We start from the raw sequence: 23,940 nt of genomic DNA, 5'->3' as shown, positions 1-23,940 counted from the left end.
TTTAATAATTATTTTAAACTTCTTCTATATTTGTATTGATTATATTGAAAATGAATAAAGCAACCTACACAAAACCCAAGTATAGCAATGAATGCAGCTAAGCCAACCATAATCGTAAATACATAAAATAAAATCTTAAATTCTAATAATGCACTTATAAATGCAATTGCTAAACAGACTACTGAAATAACTTGGTTGAAATTTTGCTGTTGCTGATCTTCTTGGATATATTCAGAAGGATTTTTTTTCAAGAAGGTTTTCGCAATTCTCATGACTGGATTAAATTGAAAGAACAGTCCACCTAAGCCACTTATTAATGGGATTAACAAAAACCAATAAACACCAGTAAATAAGGTTAGTAAAACAGATAATACTATCGTCCACTGATTTGTCCGTACTAATGGTAATGGAATCGAACCACTTTTTGGTTTCGTCATTATACCCAACCTTTCATATCGGAATAATTATATTTAATGATATTGTATGATGAATTCTTTTACAATATATACGTCTTGAAATTTAATTAAAAAATTACTAAAATTTCGTTAATATTTTTTGTTAATTTCTAATTTTTTATATAATTTATCATGTTAATTCATTATACTGAGTAGAGTAAAAAAATATTAATTTAGGAGATTAAGATGAACAACAAGAGATTTTTCACCTGCTTATTAAGTTTTTTATTAGTACTGGGAACAATACCCGTTCAATTCGATCATATTCGAATACATGCGGAAACAAATCAAGAGAATGACCAAGTTGTATTTGCAACATATGGAAATTGGCCAGCATTATCTCCCGATGGTAAAACTGTATTTGTCGGAAAAGGCAGACCGGATAATAAAATTGAGAATGTATACGATATAGGTTTGTATGATACTCAAACCGGTTCGCTCTTGAAAACGATTACCGTTGATAATAGTACTGATTATCCTAACTATAGTCCGTTAGGATCGTATATCGCTTTAAATGGAGATTATTTTTTATTACTAGATGGTAAAACTGGTGAAAAAATAAAAAGTCTTCCTTATTATTACACTGAATTCTCATTTAAAGAAACGGATGATACCCTTATTGCATTTGCTTATTCAACAAACGATGAACTACTTAGAGGTAATAGATTAAGTATTTTTGATACTAAATCAAAATCTGTCATTTACGAAAAAGACTATCCAACTGACAATACAATGAAGGTTGCAATGCATCCGACTCTTCCTATAGTTGCAGTATCATATGGTTTGGATGTCGAAATCATAAATTATGAGACAAAAGAATTAATTAGTAAAATAGAAAATCCATTTAATTACCCAGAATCTAGACAATATTGGGCAATTTACCAGTTATCATATAGCAACGATGGAAAATTAAATATGGTTAATGCTTATGGAGCTGAAAAACCATTTTTACAATATATTAGTGATAAGTCACAAAACTATACTTTATCAACTTTATCAATCAATGCTTATACTAACGAACCCGAGAAAAACCCATATAAAATCTCATATGGGAAAAATAATGAAATCATATTACATTACTCAGATAAAATTAAATTCTTTAATTCTTATACTGGTTCATACCTCCGTACTCTATCGGGTGATTATAATGATGTAGTATTTTCTAAAGACATGAGTAAAATTGCTTATACTAAAAATGTTGGATATAATTCTGGACATATGCCAGAATATGTTGAGGTTCAAGATTATCCAATTCAATCAAAAACAGTTAATACTATAGAATTTAAAGACCCAGCTATTTACTTACGAGAAGGAACTTCTACTTATTATAGTCTTGAATATATAAATGATTTTGGTGAAAGATCACTTCTTGACCCTGAAGAATTTCAGTTAGAATCATTAGATGAAAATGTATTAACAATCGATTCAACTAATAAAATTATCGCAAATAAAGCTGGAAATACCCTTGTAAAAGCTACTTATTATGGTCAAACGGATTACTTATCAGTCGAAGTACAAGAAAAGTCAACGTCTTTAATAAGCGTTGAAACTTTATATGATTCTTCAAGAACAATTAAAGGAACTGCTCCAGCTGGAGCAACGGTATTCGGTTTTGTTGATAAAGAATATCAAACAGTTGTAAAAGATGATGGAACCTTCTCTTTTGAGATAGACGATCCTTTAAAAGCAAACACATTCATTCACTTTATGCTAAAAGATGGAGCAGATTATTTATACGAATCAGTCATACGAGATACTGTTGCGCCGAAGCCACCAACTATAACTGAGATAGATGAAACAACTTCAGAAGTTGAAGGAATTACAGAATCGAATGCATTAATAACAATCATTGCAGATCAAAATAATGTTTCAAGTTCGAATTTATCTGTTAAATCTACTTTATCAATCCTACCAAGAAGTAGTAATAGTACTTCAGGTAAAACAACTTTTACGACTAAGGCCGGAAAAGATGGAAAATTCAAATTGTCTCTCAAAGGAATGAGTGGATTAGGATTCTTTAAAGCTACTTCAACTGATTTAGTTGGAAATAAAAGTAAACCCACTCGTTCAAAATTGTTAGATACAAAAGCACCAACTGCTCCACGCGTATTTACATTTTGTGATACTTCTACATCAGTTAATGGTGTAGCTGAACCAAATGCAAAAATTCTTGTAAGAAAAAACGGAAAATTAATTAGTAATTCTACAGCATCAAAGAATGGTGGTTATTCAGTTAAAGTTCCAAAACAAGTAGCTGGTACACTTTTATCGGTTACTGCAACCGATGCTTCAAACAATATTAGTAAAGCGACGACAGTTAAAACATTAAAAGCACCGAAATCACCTACTGTTAATAAAGTGTCATATAAAAGTAAGACCGTAACAGGTAAAGCTCAGCCATATACAACGATTACAGTTAAATACGGCTCAAAAGTACTTGGTACAAGTAAAGTGAATAGTAAAGGATTATATACAGTAAAAATTACTCCTCAGAAAAAAGGGAGCAAACTATCTGTATACTGTAAAAATGGTTTAGGAGCCACAAGTTTACCTGGCATAACGACAGTAAAATAATTAATAAACTCAAAAAAAATCTACCTGATTAGGTAGATTTTTTTTGCTAATTTACATTCGGTGAACCAGACTGAACAGGATATAAACTCCCATTAAACGCAAAAGAAATCTTTCCAGTCTCTTCAGATACTACCAATACAAGCGCATCACTTTCCTCTGATATCCCAATTGCTGCACGATGTCTCGTCCCTAGTTTTTTATTTTCATATGTTATTTTTGATAATGGAAGAACATTCCCAGCGGAGATAATTGTATTTTGTTCAACCAATACCGCTCCATCATGTAATGGGCTACCAGGATAAAAAATGGATTCTAATAGTGCAGATGATAATGTTGCACCTACTGGTATCCCCGAACTCATTAGATGTTCGAGTGTATCATCTCGCTTTACTACAATTAATCCACCATGCTTTCGCTCTGATAGATGCTGAACTGCAATCGTTAGTTCTTCAAAAATATCTGTATAAGGTGAAAGATATGAATTTAAATAGAAGGAAGAGGCTTCTAATTGTAATTTATTAAATACACGATGGATATTTTCAAAGTCTGTTAAAATACCGCAACCTTTATTTTCTATTTTTCCGATCATACCTTCGATTTTCGTATTGATTTGTGTAAGTGTACTCTTTAAGTTTTTCTGTACTGATGGTGTTAATAGAGATTCAATTTCTTCCATTTTAAAATCATCAACTCTCTTTCAAACCTAGTTAGCTTATTTTACTTTACCCACCATCACATGAACATATACCATTCTTTACCATTTCAAAATCATTCAAAAAAACCTCAGAAGACGCATGCCTTCTGAGGTTTTTTCCCATTTAATAACAATATATATTTTTATCTATTATCTTTTTATTTTAGTAATTCTATTACTTTAATCATCCCAGACGGTGTTATAGCAACATTATTAAAAGAAGGTATTTCATTTTGATCTACATCACTTTTTACCCAAATAATACCGTTGATATAACCTTCTTGTTCTAGATCGATTATCGCAGGTGTAACGTATTCAATTGCAACTCCAACTTCATTGTGAATCCCTTTTTCAAAATTCGGCTCTTTTTCTTGAAGTTCTTTGAAGATTGCAAGTAACATCATCTCTGCATCAGAAATCATCGTAGTCATAAAAACACCACCTTTCTCCATTATCATTAATCATTTATTCGACAAAAAGATGGTATTTTCCTTTTTTTTCCTCAAGGTTCAAGATGATATTTTTTTAATACTCTATTTGTTTTATCAATCAACTCATCCGTACTATAGTTAGGTACTGTTTTATTGTCAATTTTGTACTTTTGTTTTAATAAAATGATCCGCTTAACACTTTGGTTTATACGTTCCTCTGAAATCGAGCCATTATTTACAGCTGTTTGTATTGCTTTAAATACTGCTTTTACTTTATTCGTATCATGAGCAACCATAATGATGTCGCTTCCAGCTTGAATAGATTTTACAGATGCATTAGCTAAGTTGAAATGTTTCCCAATCGCATCCATCGTCATATCATCCGTCATGACGACCCCATTAAATTGCATATCATTTCTTAAAATATTGGTGACCACTTTTTTAGACATTGAAGAAGGATTGCTCGAATCAATTTTTGGCAATAAAATATGGGCAATCATCACAACATCGGCATTTTGCTTTATCGCGTTTTTAAAAGGAACCAATTCAAAGTCTTTTAAATCATCATATGATTTATAAACGATCGGTAATGTTAAATGTGAATCAACACCTGTATCACCATGACCTGGAAAATGTTTGATAACAGGTATGATATTATCTGATTGAATCCCTTTCATTGTTTGAATTCCAAGTTCACTCACAATTGAAGCACTATTGCCAAATGATCGATCACCAATGACTGGGTTATGCGGATTACTATTAATATCAAGTACTGGTGCAAAATCAAGGTTAAAACCAAACGTTTTCACTTGTTTCCCTAAGATTTGACCAATTGCAAATGACAATTCAGGATTGTTTCGCTTCCCAATTTCTGCACTAGAAGGAATCTTTCCAATATTAACTGGCAATCGTGAAATCCTTCCACCCTCTTGATCTACTCCAAATAAAATCGGCAGTGGATTCGATTCGTTGGCCTTCTTTAAAGAGTTTATTAATTTTACAGATTGTTGTTTACTTTTTATGTTGTCGCTATAAAAAATAAATCCACCAATTTTATTTTGCTGCACTAAGTTTTTCAGTTCTACTGTATACTTAGTTCCATAAATTCCAGAAAAAATCATTTGTCCAATTTTTTCATTTAAGCTCATGTTTTTAATCTGCTCTTCAATATTAATAGATAAAAAATCTGATGGTATGACTTCGTTCGTATTGTTCATAATTGATACAGATATATGATGTACTGACGGATTTGGTAACTCATCGGTTGGTCGTGGTAAAATAAACTTTAATTCATAATTATGAGCTAATTTATAACCAAGAATAATTTGATCAACTTCTTGATCTTTATAATATTTAATTGTAGTCGGATTCTGTAATAACTCAATAATCGAATCATAGTGAATTTCGTGTAGATTTGGTTTATAGGATCTCGCCTCAAAGACAAATCCATCTTGATCATAGCCTACAGCGATTGCTCGATCTTTAAAAGTTAAATAAGTTCCTTTTTCAACCTCATCTTTTTCACTGATCGTTCCAAATCTTCCAATTACCTCGTTTATATCCGTTTTACCTACAAAAATACTTGCTTCGGATATCTTACCTTGTTGAGCATTTGAAACAATTAATGCTAATAATTCTTGTTCATCTAACGATTCGCTTTCATCTTCAACTTCTTGTTCAGTTTGAAATGAAGGCTGACTTTGTTTTAAAGGATGTTCTTCTTTTGCATCACCCTTCACATAAAACACGCTAATCCCACATATTAGGATAATGCCAATCATCATCCAGAGTGCTCTTTTAATTGCTAACTCCTCCTAAAATATTCTTATATGACAATCTATGTATAACTCTTTAGAAATTGATTTTTGTTAATCATTTTTAATAATGTATTGGGCACCTTTCAATCTAATTATGCATAACATGAGAAAGATTAACAAGGAGGGACCCTTTTTAATGACTACGAAAGAACATAATGATGTAATGTATCAATATAACTATTATTTTAGACATATGAATCCTAATCAATCAACTCCATATTCTTATCAACCTTATCATTTCAATAACGAATATTACACAAATACAACTCAAAATGGATTAATAGATCACAATGACTTATATTTTCGTCAACATATCCTAACATTTGTATTAATTCATGGCTCTTGGGCTGACCCTACTTTTTGGAATGGAATAGCTGGAGAATTACGTAAAATGGGGCATATCGTCCATACACCTCAGTTACCAGGTCATGGTACAGATAAAAACAAAAATGTAACCCACGCAATGATTACTCAGTCTGTTGTTGAATATATTACAACACAAAATCTAAAAAACATTATTTTAGTTGGCCACAGTTTTGGTGGTAGCGTTATCCAAAAAGTAGCTGAACAGGTTCCAGATCGAATTAAGCGCTTAGTCTTTTGGAACGCTTTTATTTTAAAAGATGGCGAAAGCATGGCAGATCAATTTCCACCACAAGGACAGCAGTTCATATTAGGACTTGCGCAACAGTCTCCTGACCATTCAATTAAACTACCTTTTTCTTATTTTAGGGAAGTTTTCGTTAACTTAGCAGACCTGCAAACAGCACAGCAAATATATAACACTACTACCCCAGAACCATCAGCACCACTGACTGAAAAACTAGATTTAAAAGCATTTTATCAGTTAACTATTCCTAGAAGCTTTATCAACTTACTTGAAGATACAGCTATACCAGCTGGAGAAACTTATGGATGGTACCCACATATGGCTAGTAGATTAGGTATTTTCCGTTTCATTCAAGGACATGGAGATCATATGACTACTGCAAAATTACAACCGAGAAAAGTCGCTCATTTAATCGTTAATGCAGGAAGGGATTAATGAACAGTAACCTTTTAATCTTTCTAAAAAAACGCCCAGAAAATAATTTCTGAGCGTTTTTTAACATATATTACATCTGTAAATTACCGATTGATATCTATTGAATAAAGCAATAAGCATGCGAAAACTATAATCATGATTATTTTTGAAGCTTTTAATAAGGATTTACTTGAATGCGTTTTATTAAGTAAGTAAAAAAATCCTACTACCCAAATACCACTTTGAAAAAATGTCATGATTATATTTCTAATCAGATTTATTGTAAAATGGTAATCTCCCATTTTCATACCTCCTTTTGCTCAATCCCCTGCTCTATACTTATTACCCTTCGATACATTTATTCCTGCAACTTTTGAATCATTTTTGTAAAACAATTTTAACTATTATTTAATTTTACTAATTTATATTTAATATTTTTAAAACTTATAATATACTAATATAGGGAAAAACACATTACATATAGAGGAGACCATAATGAAAAACTTTAAGAAAATCACATCATTCGTTACTGCAACGACAATAACAGCAGGAATTCTTTTAGGTTCAGTCCCAACAGCAGCATCTGCAAAAACTACATCAAAAACTACTCAAGCGCAAACAGCATTTAAAAATCAGATTAGTGCATACAACAAAACTTTAAACAACTATAAAAGAGATATTAAAGATAATGATGAGTACATTTATGAACTTTACATGGATCTACAAAGATACAGTAAAGAGTTTACAAAGTATGGATATACAGGTAAAGATGAACTAACGAAAAAGATTACAAGTTTCAGAGCAAAACTTGATAAAACTCGTAAAGATAACTCAGCTGTAGACATGAAGAAAGTTTCTGCTACATTTAATGCTTACCTTAAAAAAGGTGATACGAAAAATGCAAAAGCATATTACGTAAAACAAAAGGCAAAATTACTTGCTATTCTTATTTACCAAGATGATTTAATGTATGACATTGAAGATTATGCTTATGAAATTGAAGAACAAATCTTTACAGAAAACGAAATTTACATTCATAATCAGTTACCAACTGAATATGAAAACTATGATGCTGAAATGGCAAAGATAATGAAAGGTTCACTTGAATTTTTTACAGTTGAACAAGAAGTTCAATCTCATGCATATAAAGTCCTTAATATGGATTATCCTTTATACAAACAAATTCAAACTGACTTAGAGGGAATTATTGAAAAATACATTAACGAAGATTCTCTTGAAGATATAATGGATTTTATGGGCAGTGACGACTTATATTCAGCAATCCAAAAAAGAGATGTATTAAAAGTTAAAATCGCAATTATTAAAACGACAAATGATGCTAAATTATATAATGAATTAATTGAAAAAATAAAAGCAGATATTGAAGCTTACAAAACGAATTTACCTGTAAAGTTTGCAGATAAAGCGAAAGAACAACCTGCAGAAACTACTGAAACACCTGCTAACTAATTAAGATAAGAGGAGTAATTTATTACTCTTCTTTTTTTGTGAATATAAAATAAAAACAGTCCTTTGTTTGAAAGTCATCTCTTCCAAAGGACTGTTTTTTATGCTTCACCTGCTGTAATTTATCTTTTTTGGTTTTCGTCTTACGAGTATTTAAATCTAACATTGCAAATGGACTTCTACTTAATTCTGGGTTTCTGTTTCCTTCTCTAGCTATTTTTTCTCTAAACTTCCTAGCTTTTGATTTACTCATTTCAGCACCTCTTTTGTCATTTTCTCCTTCTATTATATACTTACCTTTGAAATTTTCCACTCTCTAAAAGTAACTATTTCACATCTTTTTTCGAAATCGGAATAAATCGATCAAATACACCAATAACCTTAATCTCTTTATCCAATACTTTTACCTCATAAAGTGAAAAAAAGACATAGTCATGCTTTGTCGTAACTGAACTAATTAATCGATCACCTACAAGTTCAATCCCAAATTTAAGATATTTATTATTTGATTCCTCCACTAGTTTATCTTTTGCCCATACAACAAATTGATGTTTCGATGGGTTCGTTTTTGCTGAGACAATTAAAACGATTGCTAAAATGATGATGAATATATATTTTTTCATTTTGAACCATCCTATTATTTTATTTCTATTCTTCATATATTAAAGTATTTGGCTCATTAGTCCAAATTTTTTTGGGTTTTTCAAACATAAAAACAACGAATGTTATTTATAAACCACTCACATATTCTATAGTTTCACTTTCCCTATTTACTAAACTCCTTTTTCCTTGTACCATTATGAATAATTTAAAATATTCAAACATAAAAGGAGATTTCCGATGATTAAAGGGATTATTTTTGATTTGGATGATACATTGCTTTGGGATCAGAAAAGTGTGAAGGTTGCTTTTGAAAATACTTGTAAACTAGTTGAAAAGAAATATGGGATTCAACCTGAAGCGTTTGAAGAAGCAGTCAGAAATGCTGCTAGAGAACTATATGCATCCTATGATACGTATGAGTTTACTCAGTTAATTGGAATTAATCCTTTTGAAGGACTTTGGGGTAATTTTTTGGAGGAACACGCTGATTTTCCTAAAATGCGTGCAAACTCATCATCCTATCGCAAAAATGCATGGACATTAGGATTAAAAGCATTTGGCATTGATGACCCTGAGTTTGGTCATGTTTTAGCTGAAACATTCCCGGAAGAACGAAAAGGAAATCCTTATGTTTATGAAGAGACTTTCCAAGTATTAGATGCGTTAAAAGGTAAATATCAATTATTACTTTTGACAAATGGCTCCCCTGATTTACAACATACAAAGCTGTCCATTACACCAGAAATAAAAGAATACTTTGATCAAATTCTAATCTCAGGTGATTTTGGCAAGGGTAAGCCGGACCCAACTATTTTTGAACATGCCTTATCATTGATGAACTTATCAAAAGATGAAGCATTGATGGTTGGTGATAATTTAATGACAGACATACTTGGATCTAATCGAATCGGAATGAAAAATGTTTGGATTAATCGTCATCATAAAGAGAGAAATGAAGTTATACCTACATATGAAATTACTCATTTAGAAGAGTTATTTGGCATCATTGATTCTTTAAACTTATAAAAATAGAATTCAAAATAAAAAGTACTTTCTTAGTAGAAAGTACTTTTTTTGTGTAAAAAATTGAACATTATTCCTCTAACCATTTAAGTATTTCATCAATTCCTATTGCATCTTCAATTACTGGTAATTCATTTTTAAAATGTAAATCAACATCGTTTTTGTTCACTTCATCAAACTCGTTTGGGTCATTAACGTGCATTGATTACACCTCTTTTAAATGATTATTTATTGTAATTTTTGTATTATTAACAAGGTTGGAAAGAATGATACATTTTACTTTAAATAGTTTTTCAAAACATCTACTCGTTAACAATATCAATAAAATTTAAATATCCATTCATGTAAGTTGAATAGCCTTGTTCAAATAATAATAGATCTCTGTCATCTACAGATTGCTCCATATAAGGAATACTCATTAGCATCGTGTTTATATGATAGGCTGGTTCTTCTTTATACAACTTTTCTAAATCACTTAAATCTTCATTTAATGTTTTAAGTACTTTAGCAAGATGAACTTTTTTCATTTCAGTTTCTGCATCAAGTGTTTTGTCTCTACGATGTTTCTGATACAGGTTTTCAAGAACTTCAGTGTTTTTCATGATGCGATTTGTCAGTTTTTCGGCTTTATTTTCTGTTACACAGCCTGTACTAAAAATGCATAATGCCAAAAATATAAATAATACTTTTTTCAAGATATCTCCTCCGTGCTTGTTCTTTCGATGTAATCATATTTTGACACGGTTGAAGTATTTAATGCAATCATTTTTTTAATTTTTAGATAATTATACTTACATAAACTATTAGTCTCACTTTGATCTGTGAAAAGAAGTATGTTGAATTCCACTCCAGGATGCTCGCTTTCCATGGGGCTGGCGCTGAGCCTCCTCGGCGCATTCGCGCCTGTGGGGTCTCAGCTGTCCAGCATTTCCCATAGGAGTCGAGCATCCTTCCGTTCCATTCAACTTCATAATTTATCTGTAAAAAAACTTAATCTTTAAGAAAAAATTAGTGCCTGGGAAATAATTTCTCGCATCTTATCCTTCGTTAAATGATACCGTAATTTTTAATTGATTGTTTTTATTGTTCTAGAATATATTCAAGAACATTATAATCGATTGGAGGTTTATTCTTTTGAAAAAGCATTACTATATTTTAACTGCATTCATAGTCTTAATTTTAGTTGGATACGCATACTCTTCTCAACATACGATTGATAAAAATGTTTCTACTATTACAAAAGAAGCAAAACAAATTAATTTATTTGATTCTAATCTTTCAAATATTTCTTTACAACACAAATGGACTATTTCGTTTGATGCAGGCTTGAATAAAAAAATGTTAAATAACAACTCTGTCTATATTTTAGATAAAGAAAAAAATAAAGTTCATGTAAGCTTAGAATTTAAAGATCATAACAAACTTGCAATTTTACCGCCTAGTGGTGGATACTCAAAAAATTCGACTTATGTTCTATATGTTGAAAGAGACTTAGATCTTGAAAATGTCGATAATCTAAATCTACCTAAAACTTATAAAATAAAATTCTCTACATCTGAAAGTCTTTAGAATGTAAAGAATTCAAACGATCTATAATTAATGTTAAGAGAAGGGGCTTTAATTTAATACCCCCTTCTCCCATTTTTTTATGCCAATTGTTTTTTCAGCAAAAATATGTTGAACTTATTTACTATGATTCAATGCAATAAATTCTTCCTCTAACAATGCCACACAAACATGGTCACACCATTCGTCTCCAACTTTTAAGTTTTTTCTGAGGTATCCTTCTTTTACAAAGCCTAGTTTTTCGAGTACTCGTAAGGATGCTTTGTTTTCTGGATTTACTTCTGAGGTTACTCGGTGAAATTTCAATTCTTGGAATGCAATTTTTAATGCAATTTCCAAGGCTTTTGTCATATATCCATGACCGTTAAATTTTTCTCCAATTTGATATCCTACCATGCAGCTTTGTTTAGGACCTCGTTCTACAAAGACGAACTGAACTTCTCCAATCAATTTATGTGAGGAATCATCTTTTAGAAAAATAGCGAAATCGTACCTTTTATCCTCTGAACTATTTTTTAAGTACTCTTTTATGCTATCTATTTGTCCTTGCAGTGTGAAAAACTCTTCTTTTCTTTTAACCGGAGACCATTTTTGGAAATGTTCTCTATTTTCTTGGTGTAATTGTAGTTTTTCTTCTGCATCTTCATACGTATAGGGACGAACAATTAGTTGTGCCATTTTAACTCCTCCATTGTTGCATTATATACTTGTTCTTTTTTGTTCTATATACAAGTTCTTTTTTATTTGTTGATTATCCTTTTCTTTAATCCCTTTTATCTCATAAAAAAGGAGCTATTAATAGTACTCCTGTGTTTACAAACTGGTAATCTATGCATTATTTATTAATAATAATTGATAATTTATAGTTTGCATGTTTGTTTAAGTCGTTCAAAAATTGATCTAATATTTCATTAGATGGAAACTTACATTCAAGAAGATAACAACTATCACCACTAATTTTATAGTTTTTTATTATATATTTCTCTTGTGTTTTTATAAATGATAGATACGGTTGATGGGATATATTTTTAGTATAGATATTAATCAAAGCATGTATAAAACACCCTAATTTAACTTGATTAATTTTAATTGTATAACCTTCGATGACTCCATTTTCCTCTAATTTTGCTACTCTAGATGCAGCTGCTTGCCCTGTTAAATGTACTCTCTCTCCTAATTCTTTCATAGTGATACGACTATTTTTAGATAACTCCTCCACTATTCGCAGGTCTGTTTGATCTAACATGAAATCAACTCCTTTCAAAATTAAAGTAAAAGGTTAAAAACACTTGATTTTATCTATGTAAAAGGTATCTGCTTATAGATTAAACTTATCATATGCAATAAACTCTAACAAAAGAAAAGAGGATATAAGAAATGAATATTAGACAAATTCGAAATGCAACACTAATTGTTCAATATGCAGGTAAAAAATTTCTAATTGATCCAATGTTAGCTGATAAAGGTACTTATCCACCTTTCCAAAATTCAATAAGGCAAGATCAATATAATCCTTTAGTTAATTTACCGATGTCAATTGAAGATATTATGTATGAAATAGATGCTGTGATTGTAACTCACTTACATTTAGACCATTTTGACGATGTTGCCAAGGAAGTCTTACCAAAAAATATAAAAATGTTTGTTCAAAATGAAGAAGATGCTATAGAAGTTAAAAAGGTTGGTTTCCAAAATGTAGTGGTTTTGCAAGAGGATACGGTCTTTGAGGGAATCCAATTAATCAAAACGAAAGGTGAGCATGGTAGAGGGGCAATATTAAAGCGCACAGGTTTAGTCTGTGGCGTTATTTTCAAACACCAATCTGAAAAAACTTTATATGTTGCTGGAGATACAGTTTGGTATGAAGAAATTCAAGAAGTGATTAATACAAAGAAACCAGAAATTATTGCTGTAAATGGTGGAGATAATCAATTTTTTGAAGGTGGTTCTCTTGTCATGGGGAAAGATGATATCTATGAATTGTCCCAAGCTGCACCAGATGCACAAATCATTGTTAGTCACATGGAAGCTGTAAATCATTGGACATTATCAAGAAAAGAATTAAAAAGCTTTATTGATGAAAAAGGAATTTCATCTAAAGTTTTAGTTCCAGATGATGGAGAATTATACACATTTTAAGTGAAGCACCAACACGAAAGTTTTCTAATGTTAATTAAAGTGAATCACGAGACCCTCTAAGGGTCTTTTTTTAATCCAACTTTCTTAATCATGAATAAGTAATTTAAATCATGCAAAAGTTAATAAATAAAGTTAAAGTTGGTCAAAGTAACTCTATATGTAGTTTACGCTTGTAAATTAAATATAATGTTCTTCTTGAGGAGGGTACCTACTTGAAATCATTATTACAGGAAATGAAAGAAACGTTTGGAAAAAATGATGATTTCTTTATTTTAAAAGAGCATTTTGTTAATGCTCCTGTTGTTTTATTGGGATTTAGGAGTTTGATTGACTTACCGAAAACGTTAAATTCAATTCAAAAAAGCATAGAATCAATTTTCCTGACAGATAAGACTTTTGATCAATTAATGCATTGGATTGGCGAAGTTAAAGTGAACGATACGAAAGAGGCACTTTCAGCAATCATAGAAGGTAAATTAGTCATACTCTTACAAAATGAAAATGATCGGAAGTATGTTATTGTAGAACCCATTTCACAGATACTTAATCGTTCCATTGAATCGCCAACAAATGAGAATGTCCTTCAGGGTCCATTAAGCTCCTTTAATGAAGATATAAATACCAATATAGGTATCTTAAGAAAACATACCATTTCTGATAGTTTACAGATCAGAGCCTATTCTGTAGGAACAAATAGAAAAAAGAAACTATCAGTACTTTATTTTGAAAATAACGCAAATATGAACCTTGTGAAAAAAATCATTAACCATATTGAAAGTAATTTAGAAAAAGAACTTAATAATGTGCAAGATTTATCAAAAATGATGGGCTTTTCTTCTTGGCTGGCAGTTAACAAATTTAATACAACAGAACTTCCTCAAGAGGCTAGCAAATTCCTAGTAATGGGAAGGATTATTATGTTCGTTGACAGAATTCCTTTTGCTCTTGTTCTTCCTGGATTATTTTGGGACATGTTTGCAATTGATAACGATCGGAACTATCCTGTTCCTCTCATGTTTGTCATACGTTCATTACGTATTATCGGCTATTTAATGACTTTGATCTTACCGGGTTTATATGTTGCCTTGGTTGCCGTCAATCCAGAAGTTTTACGAATTGAGCTTGCTTTATCTATTGCCCAAAGCCGTGATGGTGTACCATACCCTGCACTTGTAGAAATGATACTAATGCTAGTGATCTTGGAATTAATTATGGAGGCCAGTGTAAGATTGCCGAAAAGTATAGGTCCTACGTTAACTATGGTCGGTGGAATTATTATTGGACAGGCAGTTGTAGATGCAAAGTTAGTGAGCAACCTCCTAATAATCGTACTTGCAGCTACAACAATTGCAAACTCGACTGTAGTCGGTTTCCAAAACTCCCTCTCAACCCGTTTGTTTAAGTATATTATTGCCATTTTGGCTTCAATTTTTGGTATTTTGGGAATTATGGGTGGTTTAGTTCTAATATGTACGTATTTTGCTGGTATTACCACATTTGGTGTTCCATATTTATATTTCAATATGAAAAAGGATGAAATTTAAGATGGATAGAAGTTTTCAAGTTGTCATTATGTATATTTTAACTCATTTAAGTCTTATTTTTTTTATGTATCCTAGAAACATAATAGCAAGTACTGGTGAAGGTCATTGGTTACCTATCATGATAGGGCTAATTTTTCATTTTCTCTTTATTGCAATATATATGAAAGGGCTGAGTTACTTCCCAAATAAGGACCTAATCACTATTTATCTAGGGATTGGAAAAGTCATTGCTATTATATTTCTATTACCGATTACCCTTTACTTTATTATGATCATTATTATTACTATTCGTGCCTATTCAGAAATCATTACAATCGTCTTCTTATCCAAGACCCCATTATGGGCAATAATGGCTTTTTTGCTTTTCATTTCAACATATTTAGCTTCAAAAGAAGTGGAATCCATTTTTCGAACCGGTGCCCTAATTGCTTTTTTATTCTTACCCCTTATTATTTTGATCTTCGGCAGCTCTATACAGAATGTTGACTGGCACTATTTATTTCCTATCGTAGATAAACAATTTACTTTTTTCACTAGTTCATCATTTTATGTAAGTTTTTTTGCAGTTGGAGGGGGCTTTTTGTTCCTTGGGTTTATCCAACCATATTTATCTTACCAGAGAAAAAAAATCTTAATAGGTGCACTCTTCCTAATTCCGTGCTTTATACTATCGGTTTATATCCCTATCCTTACATTCGGACAGGCCACTGCATCCACGTTCATGTTTCCTTTCGTCATGGCACTGGATACCGTAGAATTGGATTGGATAATATTTGACAGAGTTACCATGTTTTTCTTGATGAGCTTGATAACCTTCATCATGTTGTATATATCATTGGTGCTTTGGAAGACGATTAGAATTATCAATGTCTGTTTTCCATCTGTTAAACCTGTTTATCTTACGATTATACTCTCGGTATTCATCTTTCTCCTTTGTTTACTTATTCCAAATTGGAATGACATTGAAAGAATTTTCTTTTGGAACACATATTTGAGATTCTATGTAATATGTGCAGTGCCAATCTCAGTTTTATATTTTGGAATGCGGATAAGGAAGGAAGGAAATAATGAAAACTTTTAAGAAGCTTAGGGTAATAATTTTGATTTCTTTTTTAGCATCCACCCTAAGCGCTTGCTGGGATAACAAAGATATCAATCATAGGGTATTGCCTGTTGTATTAGGCATTTCAATGTTAAAGGATGAATACAAACTCTTTCTACAGATTCCTCAACCCTCTCAAGGCACTATTAAAACTAAGATAGTAATAGGAACAGGGAAAACAATTAGCCAAGCAGTCGATAAAATCAGTACAAATATGGAAAGTAGTGTAGACTTACTACATTTAAAGGTGATCGTTTTTGAAAAAAAATTAGCCCAAAAAGGGATGAATGACTTGATTTCCGGTTTTATGAGGTCTAGGGATGTCTCACCAAAAGCGATGGTTGCCATCTGTGATGATGACATTGGTTTATTCTTTTCAAAAATGAAGCAATCTACGGAACCGGAAGGAACTGCTCTTTTAGAGTATTTCGAAAAAAACGCTGGATGGAATCCACAAATCGCTTTGACTAGCGTATGGATGACTTATCGAAGTATCCATTCTTATACTCAGGACGTTGCGATTCCAATGTTAAAGATTGGGAAAAGTACTTTAGTTGAACAAGTTGGTTCAGCGGTTATAAAAAAAGGGAAGTTGGTTGAAGAGATTAATTCTGATGAAACCCTTTTATTCAATGCCTTCAACGATGAAAGCAACAATGGGAAAATTGAGGTCACACACGATGGTTCTGTCCTGATCCTTAGTAATAAAATGAAACACAAAAGTAAGTTCAAAAATGAAAGAGCATACTTAAAAAGTAAATTGAAGCTAAAAGTTAGTATACTTGAAACAACAGGGGACACATCTTTAGGGTCAATCAAAAATGATATGGAAAAGCTTCTAACAAATCGGTTTAATAAAATGTTTACTAAAATACAGGACAGTGAAGCTGATATATTAGGACTAGGTCAATATTATAGAAATAAGATTCCAAGAAAAGAGTTAAAGAATTGGCGGTCGAAGTACTATTCAAAATTAACAATGGACTTCCAAGTTCAAGTAGACATTCAGAACGGAGGGAATTTAATTACACACTAAAAATAAATTAATAATATAAATCATGACAAACTATACCCCTTTTTAAGTCGTGGATAGTAATAAAAGAGCTCACTTAAACAAACTAAGCTCAAACCGGCGTTCGGTATTCCACCGCACGGCGGTTTTTCAATTTAACCGGTGTTCATTTGAAACATAAGGTGAACAACGGCTCATATTTTTTTATGGGTTACTAATTGAGAATGTTAAGTCTAAAAAGTAGGATCCTTTCAAATAATTAAAAATAGTTCAGTAAGAATGTGATTGAAATGATCAAACTATGAGGAATGATTGAAATATATAGTTGTTCTTTTTTGTTTCTCGCTTTAAATAAAAAACCGATACAATCCTCAATTACTCTAAATATAACTAAAAAAATGAAACATAAGAGCATGGCTACGGCTAGATTAGGTTCAAATAATTTTGTCATAATTGCTGATGTTAGAATGACTGAAACAACTAGTAAAATAAAATATAAATCACCTTTGTCTCTATTTTTATTGATCCACCTAAAAAATACTCTTGTAGTATCCATAATTTCTCCTCACAGAATATAGATTAATGATCTTTACATACTTTTGAAATCTGTTAAAAACATTATATCTCATTTTCAATTAAAAATGAATATCATTCTCAATTAAATCTTTTTACAAACTTTGCATTTCTATTTCAAAGAATGCAACGGTCTTTCGCCCTATAACATTTCTCTAAAACAATTACTCATTAATCATTCGAATAAAACATAGATGGACTAATTGCGAATAGATTGTATAAAGGAGTGATTAAGATGACCTTACTACGTTTATTAAAAGGGTTCCTTATTATCATCATTCTGATATTTCTCTTCATACAAATCTTTATCCATCGACCTTTAGTTCAATCAATCAAATCCGATCAACAGAAGCCTCTTACTCTATCTAGTGAAGAAAACTATATAATTCAAAAATGGTTAAAATAAATCATCTACTATAGAAACCTAGAAATAATAATCTAGGTTTTTTTCTAATTCACACTAATGATCAGTTCGCTAGATAAAGATTGTTCAGCAAACCTAAAGTCCTTTGGTACTCACTATTTATAGTTGAACGTTACCTCTCGAGATAATATTCAGATTTTTACAAATTCTTAATTTTAGTATATTATAATTGAAATAATTTGTATGTATTTTTAAAAATATCTTGTCTTTAAATTTAATCAATTATCGGAGGAGAATTAAGTGGAACACGAATTAAAAGAGTTGATTAAGAAGTGTGATATGGCAATTAAACAGGAGGATTTCGATACCCTTCTGAATTATTATGCTGAGGATGCAATCCTTGTTGTAAAACCAGATATGATCGCACGAGGAAAAGAGGAAATCAAAAAAGCATTCATTGCCATTGCAAAATATTTTAATAATACTCTTGCACCGACACAGGGTGAAATGATTATTTTAGAAGCCGGAGATACCGCATTAGTACTTTCCCAAACTTTCCTTGACGCAGACAAAAATGAATTGGCGTTATCGATGGAGAGAAATGCCACATATGTTTTCAAGAAAAGCTCAAAAGGTGAATGGCTTTGTTCAATCGACAACTCATATGGTACAGACTTATTGAAGGAATTAAACTAAACTTACTTAAAAAGTTCTTACTCTACTATTAGCTTCAGTAGAATAAGAACTTATCTTTTTAATATATCCCTATTCACAAATAAGCGAATGTTTAAGCATTCCCATAATAATTAGCTTTATAGATGAATCCCTTTTTTCGAACAATATAATTGGTTAAATAAGAGTCCGTTACACGTTCTTTAGGTGCTTTTGTTAAAGAGTAACATTTCGCTTGTTCTTTCTTTAAATACTCCTCGTCCATTTTATTATGTTCCTGATCATCAATGATTTCAGTTTGAAAAGCCAATATCGGATGACCATTAAAAAATACATGTGTTCTTAAAGCTAATTTAGGAGAAGAATGTAAAACAATAAATAAAATGGCAGGGATTATGATGACAGGAATAAGCATCAAAAATATTTCAGACCACTTTGTTTGAATCATGTGAACACCTCATTTTTACTAAAAATTTCCATTTATTTTTAATTCTATAAGGCATTCAAAAACCCTTTTATTTATGATGTAGTTGCATTTCTACAGAAAAAAAAAGAGTTGTATAGCAACTCCTTTAAACTCTTATTCACTCTTCATTTCAATTTCAGGTAATAGATTAATTAGGCAAGAGAATCACACTATTCCTTTGTTATAATCTGTTTACCATTTTCATCAAAAAATTGATATTGAAACTCATAGCTGTTATCGATAGATTTTGGTAAATGATCTATTTCTAATAATAAAGCAGATGGTTTTCCGACTTTCATTTCATCCTCAATTTGATTTATTCCGTTCACTCTTAAATTCAATTTAGCAATTTGATTAAGATTATTCGTAATGACTAGTATTCTATCTAAAGAAACATCCACAGTAAAAGTCGAGAGTGATTCATTAGATCTAAATTCTTTATATGTGACTTCATAGTTTCCAAATTCATTTTTAGTAAAATGAATATATGCAGGATTGTTATTATACAAAAAAGCTACAAATCGATCATTCTTTGAATCAATAATTTTTATGATTTCAATTGAATCCTTCTTATTGTACCAATCAACAGATTGGATAACTTTTTCTATATTTTCCTTATTATTTCCATTTACTATAAAACTAGATTTTAAGAATAGGAACCATATATAGAATAGTAATATTAAACTAAATAGCACCCTATATTTTTTGAAATTTGGCATAATACTTCTCCTTTAAAAAGTTATCTAACGGTGTGTATTCTTGTTTTTTAAAGAAGAAACCTTAAAAAACGATCATCCTATCATTCACACGACTCCTTAAGGAGACTTGTGCCTTTATAATTAAATTTATCATATTATAGACTATGAAACTAAATTGACATAACTAAAAATTATAGTGTATGTAAAATTTATACCAAAATCATGGACAAGCATACAATCCCATCAGTCTCGCCCTAATATAATATAGAAGTTTATATAAGGGATGTGAACAGTTTGCCACCTAAACCGAAAAAACCAAATGATTCAAATGAAGAAAATATGAATATTGCTTCTGCCTTTAGAGCTGTCAATAATGCAAATCAAAATGTACCTGAAAATACTTTTGTAAAAGTAAACTATCAGCTTCAACAGTTTGATTTAGCAAATGAGTATAATCCAATTACATCAACATTTAGACCAAATAATAATGGTGTATATTTAGTTTCTGGAACGATTTCTTTTGCTCCTAATAATACCAATGTTAATTATAGAGTCCGCATTGAAATTCGCGTGAATGGAAGACCTGCGATCGCTATTGACAACGATTTCTTTGGTCCAATAAACTTTGGAAATGTTGCTAATGTCTCAACGATCCTAAAACTAAGACCAAGGGACCAAGTTGAAATTTTTGCCCAAAGTAGTACTGCTGGTATTATTGCAGTAAATGCAGATGGTCAAGCTAGTACTCATTTTGAAGCTGCGAGATTTCCATCTCCAACTAAATAAGTATTAAATTTTAAAAAGGACGATTACATAGCATACTATGTTAATCGTCCTTTCGCATTATTCTATAATTATGATAAATCATATTAACTAGCATAAAATGTAACAAAAGGAGGTATTTCACTATGATTTGGAACATCATTTTTTTTATTGGAATATTTGTCATCATCTTCATAATTGGGATGATTGGCAGGCCTTCTCGTGAACTTTCAGAACAGCAATTACAGGAATTAGAGCGTATTAAATCTAACGGTCTTCCACCTGGTGATGGATCATCATAAGCATTACTCCAAACAATAAAAAAGTCTTCAAATTTGAAGACTTTTTCTTTTACTGGGCTGATTCTATTATTTTTCCAACTGTATTATCAGTGATCCCTAAGTGATTTTTAAATTTTGATGATATATCATCGACACTTGATTGATCTGCAACATAGTACCAGATGCCATTAATTAATTCATTTTTACCAGTATAACTTAACGGTTCAATATGTGCTGTTATATCATCTGGTAGGCTGCGATATAGTTTGATCGCGTCACCAATACCCATATTCGTACGAATGTTTTTGCTGAATTCTTTTGCATATGTATCTGTTTTTAATAGTGATTTTGGAGATTTTAGTTCATTTAAAATGGCAGCCAACACTTGTCTTTGACGCTCTTGTCGTCCAAAGTCATTATTTATGTCACGTTTTCTCATTCGAGAATATGCTAACGCTTCTTGACCATTTAAATGCTGCATTCCCTTTGTAAAATAGACCTTTTCTCTAGGTACCGAATCGGTATGCTCCCAGAAATCAAATGGCACATCTACTGTTACCCCACCAACTTCGTCAACTATGTTTTTAAATCCATCGAAATTGACAGTTACATAATAGTCAATTGGCACATGTAAGAAATTCTCAATCGTCTGTACAGTTGTTTGTATTCCACCTCTTGCGTATGCACCATTTATTTTAGAGGTAACATTAAAGTTTACAATATCAACATATGTATCCCTTGGTACGCTTAATGTTTTCAGTGTTTGATCTTTTGGATTATAAGTCGCTAATATGATGGCATCCGTTCTTCCATTAACTCCCTTTGTTACATAATCTTCCAGCCCTAAAAACAATATTGAAATTGGTTCTTCTTGAACATCGACCTCAACTTTTTCCGGTCTAATGATTGACTTAATTTCTTCACCTTGTGTTATTTTATTTAGTTCTGTATACGTAACATATCCCTTATATCCAACAACCGCTAAGAGAATCAAGCAAATTGATAGAATAAAAAATAACACTTTTCTATATTTTTTCTTCTTTTTTATGTTCTTTCTCGATATTTCCATCTCACTCTGTTCTCCCTTAAAGTTCTTACTTTCGTATTAAATACTACATATAACAAGAAAATCCTTTAATTTCCAGAATATGTATCCTGACATAAGAACTATTTAGAATTGAATCTATTATGGACTTTCCTCCTTATATATCGACGCACTGAGCAAGATTCTTGAATTTCAAATAAAAAAAGAGCTTTTTTTTGTTTACTCAATTTTAATAAAAGAAAAACCCCATTTATAAATGAGGTTTTTCTTTGTATTTCTTACTAAAATGGATCGTAAATCTTATTTTCCCATTAATAAGAGATACTTCATGTCTTAAATGATGACGATTAAGGATTGATCTAACTATTGCTAAGCCTAGACCTGTCCCTGACATATTTTTATTCCTAGAAGCTTCCATTACATAAAATGGTTCCCATACGTTTTGAAGACGTTCTGGATTATTGAATTTTGTATTGTTTTCTATATGAAATAAGTATTCTTTTTCACTTTCTTTGTACGAAATGAAAATCTTATTATTTTCCGTATATTTTATTGCGTTACTAAGTAGATTATTGATGACTCTTTCCATTTGGCCCAGATCAGCTTCTACAAATACTTGTTGTATATCATTTTGGTCTAGATGAATTGTAATATCTGACCGATTTAATTCTATCTCATAATTTTGGATACATCTGTTAACTAAATGGATGAAATCTACTTCCTGAATATGTAATGTTTCTCTTTCTATACGCGATAACGCTAATAGTTCATCAATTAAATGATTGATTTGATCTGTTTGCTTTAAAATGGTTTCAACATAAGTACCATCGTCAATCCCATCTTGAATCCCTACAGAATATGCTTTTATTAATGCCAAAGGTGTTTTTAATTCATGGGTTATATCCGAAATAAAGCGTTTTAGATTTGCGTTTCTTTCATTCAAATCCTCATGTGCAACTTGCAATTTCTCACTCATTTCATTAATACTCTCTGCTAGTTCCTCTATTTCATCATTTGTGTGAATGTCAACTTTTCTAAAGTCTAACTTGGCAATTTCCTTCGATATATCCTTTAATTCCTTTAATGGGTCCGTAATCTTTTTAGACCAAATCCAAACCATACTAATCAGAATCAAGATGAGTAAGATCATAATTGAAATGGTGAATTGGTTGACGATTTTTACCGCTTCACTCAAATACACAATTGAAACGCCTATTAAAATAAAATGTTGATCTTTCTCGATAAAATCAACTAAAAAACTAGATTTCAGCTTACCTTGATCATATATTTTACTGACCTTTTTACCTTCTTTAACTCGATGAATTGTGTCTTCCGTTACCCAAAATTTGTTTAATGTTACTTTCTTTTGATTTAAACTATCGCGTAGTGCTCCATTAAATTCATCGTTATTTGAGGAGATTGGTTGAATTGCAATGGTCACATTATATTTCTTTTCATACTCAGATACCGATTGATTCAAATCCTTCAACGAAATCTCATTTAATTCATCTGAAATGTCATGTAGACGGTTTTTCATTTGATAAAGATAATACTTCGGTAGTAAAAAAGAATTAAGAACAAAATACAAAAGGAACACAAGCAATATACAACATGTAATGATGATCGAT

The 23,940-nt window shown here is 31.1% G+C and carries 28 protein-coding genes; 13 read left to right on the top strand and 15 right to left on the bottom strand.

All coding sequences use genetic code 11. The features are described from left to right. Positions 1-8 precede the first annotated feature (8 nt). Positions 9-437 carry a DUF4395 domain-containing protein gene (locus CAB05_RS05535; RefSeq protein WP_087998838.1) on the bottom strand — a complete coding sequence of 143 codons (429 nt, stop codon included), beginning with the start codon at positions 435-437 and terminating at the stop codon, positions 9-11. A gap of 204 nt (positions 438-641) precedes the next feature. Between CAB05_RS05535 and CAB05_RS05530 the strand changes: the two genes are divergently transcribed. Next, the gene (locus CAB05_RS05530) at positions 642-3,029 is read left to right on the top strand and encodes an Ig-like domain-containing protein (RefSeq protein WP_087998837.1); all 2,388 of its coding nucleotides are present in this window, start codon (positions 642-644) and stop codon (positions 3,027-3,029) included. A 46-nt stretch (positions 3,030-3,075) separates the two neighbouring features. On the opposite strand, the gene cdaS is transcribed toward CAB05_RS05530, so the two are convergent. The 3 genes from cdaS to nagZ all read right to left on the bottom strand — a co-directional run bounded on the left by cdaS (position 3,076) and on the right by nagZ (position 5,902). Continuing rightward, positions 3,076-3,705, bottom strand: a complete 630-nt coding sequence (gene cdaS, locus CAB05_RS05525) for a sporulation-specific diadenylate cyclase CdaS (RefSeq protein ID WP_087998836.1) — start codon at positions 3,703-3,705, stop codon at positions 3,076-3,078. 176 nt (positions 3,706-3,881) lie between these two features. Then, positions 3,882-4,154 (bottom strand): hypothetical protein, encoded by a 273-nt coding sequence (locus CAB05_RS05520; protein ID WP_087998835.1) that lies wholly within the window; start codon positions 4,152-4,154, stop codon positions 3,882-3,884. 71 nt (positions 4,155-4,225) lie between these two features. Beyond that, on the bottom strand, positions 4,226-5,902 hold the full coding sequence (nagZ, locus tag CAB05_RS05515; protein WP_158093186.1) for a beta-N-acetylhexosaminidase: 1,677 nt from the start codon (positions 5,900-5,902) through the stop codon (positions 4,226-4,228). Positions 5,903-6,107: 205 nt separating this feature from the next. Between nagZ and CAB05_RS05510 the strand changes: the two genes are divergently transcribed. After that, complete coding sequence (locus tag CAB05_RS05510; RefSeq protein ID WP_235821377.1) at positions 6,108-7,016, top strand: alpha/beta hydrolase; 909 nt, start codon at positions 6,108-6,110, stop codon at positions 7,014-7,016. 474 nt (positions 7,017-7,490) lie between these two features. After that, positions 7,491-8,465 carry a hypothetical protein gene (locus tag CAB05_RS05500; protein ID WP_087998832.1) on the top strand — a complete coding sequence of 325 codons (975 nt, stop codon included), beginning with the start codon at positions 7,491-7,493 and terminating at the stop codon, positions 8,463-8,465. Positions 8,466-8,487: 22 nt separating this feature from the next. Here the strand turns inward: CAB05_RS05500 and brfA are convergent, their stop codons facing one another. Together brfA and CAB05_RS05490 are read right to left on the bottom strand one after the other, a co-directional pair. Beyond that, on the bottom strand, positions 8,488-8,775 hold the full coding sequence (gene brfA / locus CAB05_RS05495) for a ribosome rescue factor BrfA (RefSeq protein ID WP_371870367.1): 288 nt from the start codon (positions 8,773-8,775) through the stop codon (positions 8,488-8,490). A 13-nt stretch (positions 8,776-8,788) separates the two neighbouring features. After that, positions 8,789-9,085: a hypothetical protein gene (locus CAB05_RS05490; protein ID WP_087998830.1), complete on the bottom strand. Its 297-nt coding sequence runs from the start codon at positions 9,083-9,085 to the stop codon at positions 8,789-8,791. Between the two features lie 217 nt (positions 9,086-9,302). On the opposite strand from CAB05_RS05490, the gene CAB05_RS05485 reads away from it, so the two are divergent. Further along, on the top strand, positions 9,303-10,091 hold the full coding sequence (locus CAB05_RS05485) for an HAD family hydrolase (protein WP_087998829.1): 789 nt from the start codon (positions 9,303-9,305) through the stop codon (positions 10,089-10,091). Between the two features lie 67 nt (positions 10,092-10,158). On the opposite strand, the gene CAB05_RS22590 is transcribed toward CAB05_RS05485, so the two are convergent. Together CAB05_RS22590 and CAB05_RS05480 are read right to left on the bottom strand one after the other, a co-directional pair. Beyond that, positions 10,159-10,290, bottom strand: coding sequence for a hypothetical protein (locus tag CAB05_RS22590; protein WP_268876381.1), 132 nt, complete (start codon positions 10,288-10,290; stop codon positions 10,159-10,161). A 100-nt stretch (positions 10,291-10,390) separates the two neighbouring features. Next, complete coding sequence (locus tag CAB05_RS05480; RefSeq protein ID WP_087998828.1) at positions 10,391-10,783, bottom strand: hypothetical protein; 393 nt, start codon at positions 10,781-10,783, stop codon at positions 10,391-10,393. 439 nt (positions 10,784-11,222) lie between these two features. On the opposite strand from CAB05_RS05480, the gene CAB05_RS05475 reads away from it, so the two are divergent. Continuing rightward, the gene (locus CAB05_RS05475) at positions 11,223-11,657 is read left to right on the top strand and encodes an Ig-like domain-containing protein (protein WP_087998827.1); all 435 of its coding nucleotides are present in this window, start codon (positions 11,223-11,225) and stop codon (positions 11,655-11,657) included. A 114-nt stretch (positions 11,658-11,771) separates the two neighbouring features. On the opposite strand, the gene CAB05_RS05470 is transcribed toward CAB05_RS05475, so the two are convergent. Then, positions 11,772-12,332 carry a GNAT family N-acetyltransferase gene (locus CAB05_RS05470; protein WP_087998826.1) on the bottom strand — a complete coding sequence of 187 codons (561 nt, stop codon included), beginning with the start codon at positions 12,330-12,332 and terminating at the stop codon, positions 11,772-11,774. 157 nt (positions 12,333-12,489) lie between these two features. Then, the gene (locus CAB05_RS05465) at positions 12,490-12,900 is read right to left on the bottom strand and encodes an Lrp/AsnC family transcriptional regulator (protein WP_087998825.1); all 411 of its coding nucleotides are present in this window, start codon (positions 12,898-12,900) and stop codon (positions 12,490-12,492) included. 131 nt (positions 12,901-13,031) lie between these two features. On the opposite strand from CAB05_RS05465, the gene CAB05_RS05460 reads away from it, so the two are divergent. The 4 genes from CAB05_RS05460 to CAB05_RS05445 all read left to right on the top strand — a co-directional run bounded on the left by CAB05_RS05460 (position 13,032) and on the right by CAB05_RS05445 (position 17,475). Further along, entirely contained in the window at positions 13,032-13,793 is a 762-nt protein-coding gene (locus CAB05_RS05460) for an MBL fold metallo-hydrolase (protein WP_087998824.1), read from the top strand. 212 nt (positions 13,794-14,005) lie between these two features. Then, the gene (locus CAB05_RS05455; protein ID WP_087998823.1) at positions 14,006-15,337 is read left to right on the top strand and encodes a spore germination protein; all 1,332 of its coding nucleotides are present in this window, start codon (positions 14,006-14,008) and stop codon (positions 15,335-15,337) included. Between the two features lies 1 nt (position 15,338). Then, entirely contained in the window at positions 15,339-16,418 is a 1,080-nt protein-coding gene (locus CAB05_RS05450) for a GerAB/ArcD/ProY family transporter (protein WP_087998822.1), read from the top strand. After that, positions 16,405-17,475 (top strand): Ger(x)C family spore germination protein, encoded by a 1,071-nt coding sequence (locus CAB05_RS05445; protein WP_087998821.1) that lies wholly within the window; start codon positions 16,405-16,407, stop codon positions 17,473-17,475. The genes CAB05_RS05450 and CAB05_RS05445 overlap by 14 nt, the downstream gene beginning before the upstream one ends. 235 nt (positions 17,476-17,710) lie before the next feature. Here CAB05_RS05445 and CAB05_RS05440 read toward each other — a convergent pair whose 3' ends face one another. After that, positions 17,711-18,007: a hypothetical protein gene (locus CAB05_RS05440; protein ID WP_087998820.1), complete on the bottom strand. Its 297-nt coding sequence runs from the start codon at positions 18,005-18,007 to the stop codon at positions 17,711-17,713. A 252-nt stretch (positions 18,008-18,259) separates the two neighbouring features. Here CAB05_RS05440 and CAB05_RS22050 point away from each other — a divergent pair, with 252 nt between their 5' ends. Both CAB05_RS22050 and CAB05_RS05435 read left to right on the top strand, forming a co-directional pair. Continuing rightward, positions 18,260-18,430 carry a hypothetical protein gene (locus CAB05_RS22050; protein WP_158093185.1) on the top strand — a complete coding sequence of 57 codons (171 nt, stop codon included), beginning with the start codon at positions 18,260-18,262 and terminating at the stop codon, positions 18,428-18,430. A gap of 258 nt (positions 18,431-18,688) precedes the next feature. Beyond that, positions 18,689-19,084 (top strand): YybH family protein, encoded by a 396-nt coding sequence (locus CAB05_RS05435; protein ID WP_087998819.1) that lies wholly within the window; start codon positions 18,689-18,691, stop codon positions 19,082-19,084. 91 nt (positions 19,085-19,175) lie between these two features. Here the strand turns inward: CAB05_RS05435 and CAB05_RS05430 are convergent, their stop codons facing one another. Continuing rightward, entirely contained in the window at positions 19,176-19,508 is a 333-nt protein-coding gene (locus CAB05_RS05430; RefSeq protein WP_087998818.1) for a YjcN family protein, read from the bottom strand. A gap of 188 nt (positions 19,509-19,696) precedes the next feature. Then, on the bottom strand, positions 19,697-20,245 hold the full coding sequence (locus CAB05_RS05425; protein ID WP_087998817.1) for a hypothetical protein: 549 nt from the start codon (positions 20,243-20,245) through the stop codon (positions 19,697-19,699). 273 nt (positions 20,246-20,518) lie between these two features. On the opposite strand from CAB05_RS05425, the gene CAB05_RS05420 reads away from it, so the two are divergent. Both CAB05_RS05420 and CAB05_RS22045 read left to right on the top strand, forming a co-directional pair. Beyond that, positions 20,519-21,010, top strand: coding sequence for an ABC transporter permease (locus tag CAB05_RS05420; RefSeq protein ID WP_235821376.1), 492 nt, complete (start codon positions 20,519-20,521; stop codon positions 21,008-21,010). A 122-nt stretch (positions 21,011-21,132) separates the two neighbouring features. Further along, positions 21,133-21,288: a hypothetical protein gene (locus tag CAB05_RS22045; RefSeq protein ID WP_158093184.1), complete on the top strand. Its 156-nt coding sequence runs from the start codon at positions 21,133-21,135 to the stop codon at positions 21,286-21,288. A gap of 49 nt (positions 21,289-21,337) precedes the next feature. Here the strand turns inward: CAB05_RS22045 and CAB05_RS05415 are convergent, their stop codons facing one another. Both CAB05_RS05415 and CAB05_RS05410 read right to left on the bottom strand, forming a co-directional pair. Beyond that, the gene (locus CAB05_RS05415) at positions 21,338-22,336 is read right to left on the bottom strand and encodes an LCP family protein (protein ID WP_087998815.1); all 999 of its coding nucleotides are present in this window, start codon (positions 22,334-22,336) and stop codon (positions 21,338-21,340) included. A gap of 226 nt (positions 22,337-22,562) precedes the next feature. Next, positions 22,563-23,849 carry a sensor histidine kinase gene (locus CAB05_RS05410; protein ID WP_158093183.1) on the bottom strand — a complete coding sequence of 429 codons (1,287 nt, stop codon included), beginning with the start codon at positions 23,847-23,849 and terminating at the stop codon, positions 22,563-22,565. Positions 23,850-23,940 lie beyond the last annotated feature (91 nt).

The organism is Gottfriedia solisilvae, assembly GCF_002128405.1.
Lineage (GTDB): Bacteria > Bacillota > Bacilli > Bacillales > Bacillaceae_G > Gottfriedia > Gottfriedia solisilvae.
This window is presented reverse-complemented; position numbering and strand designations above follow the sequence as displayed.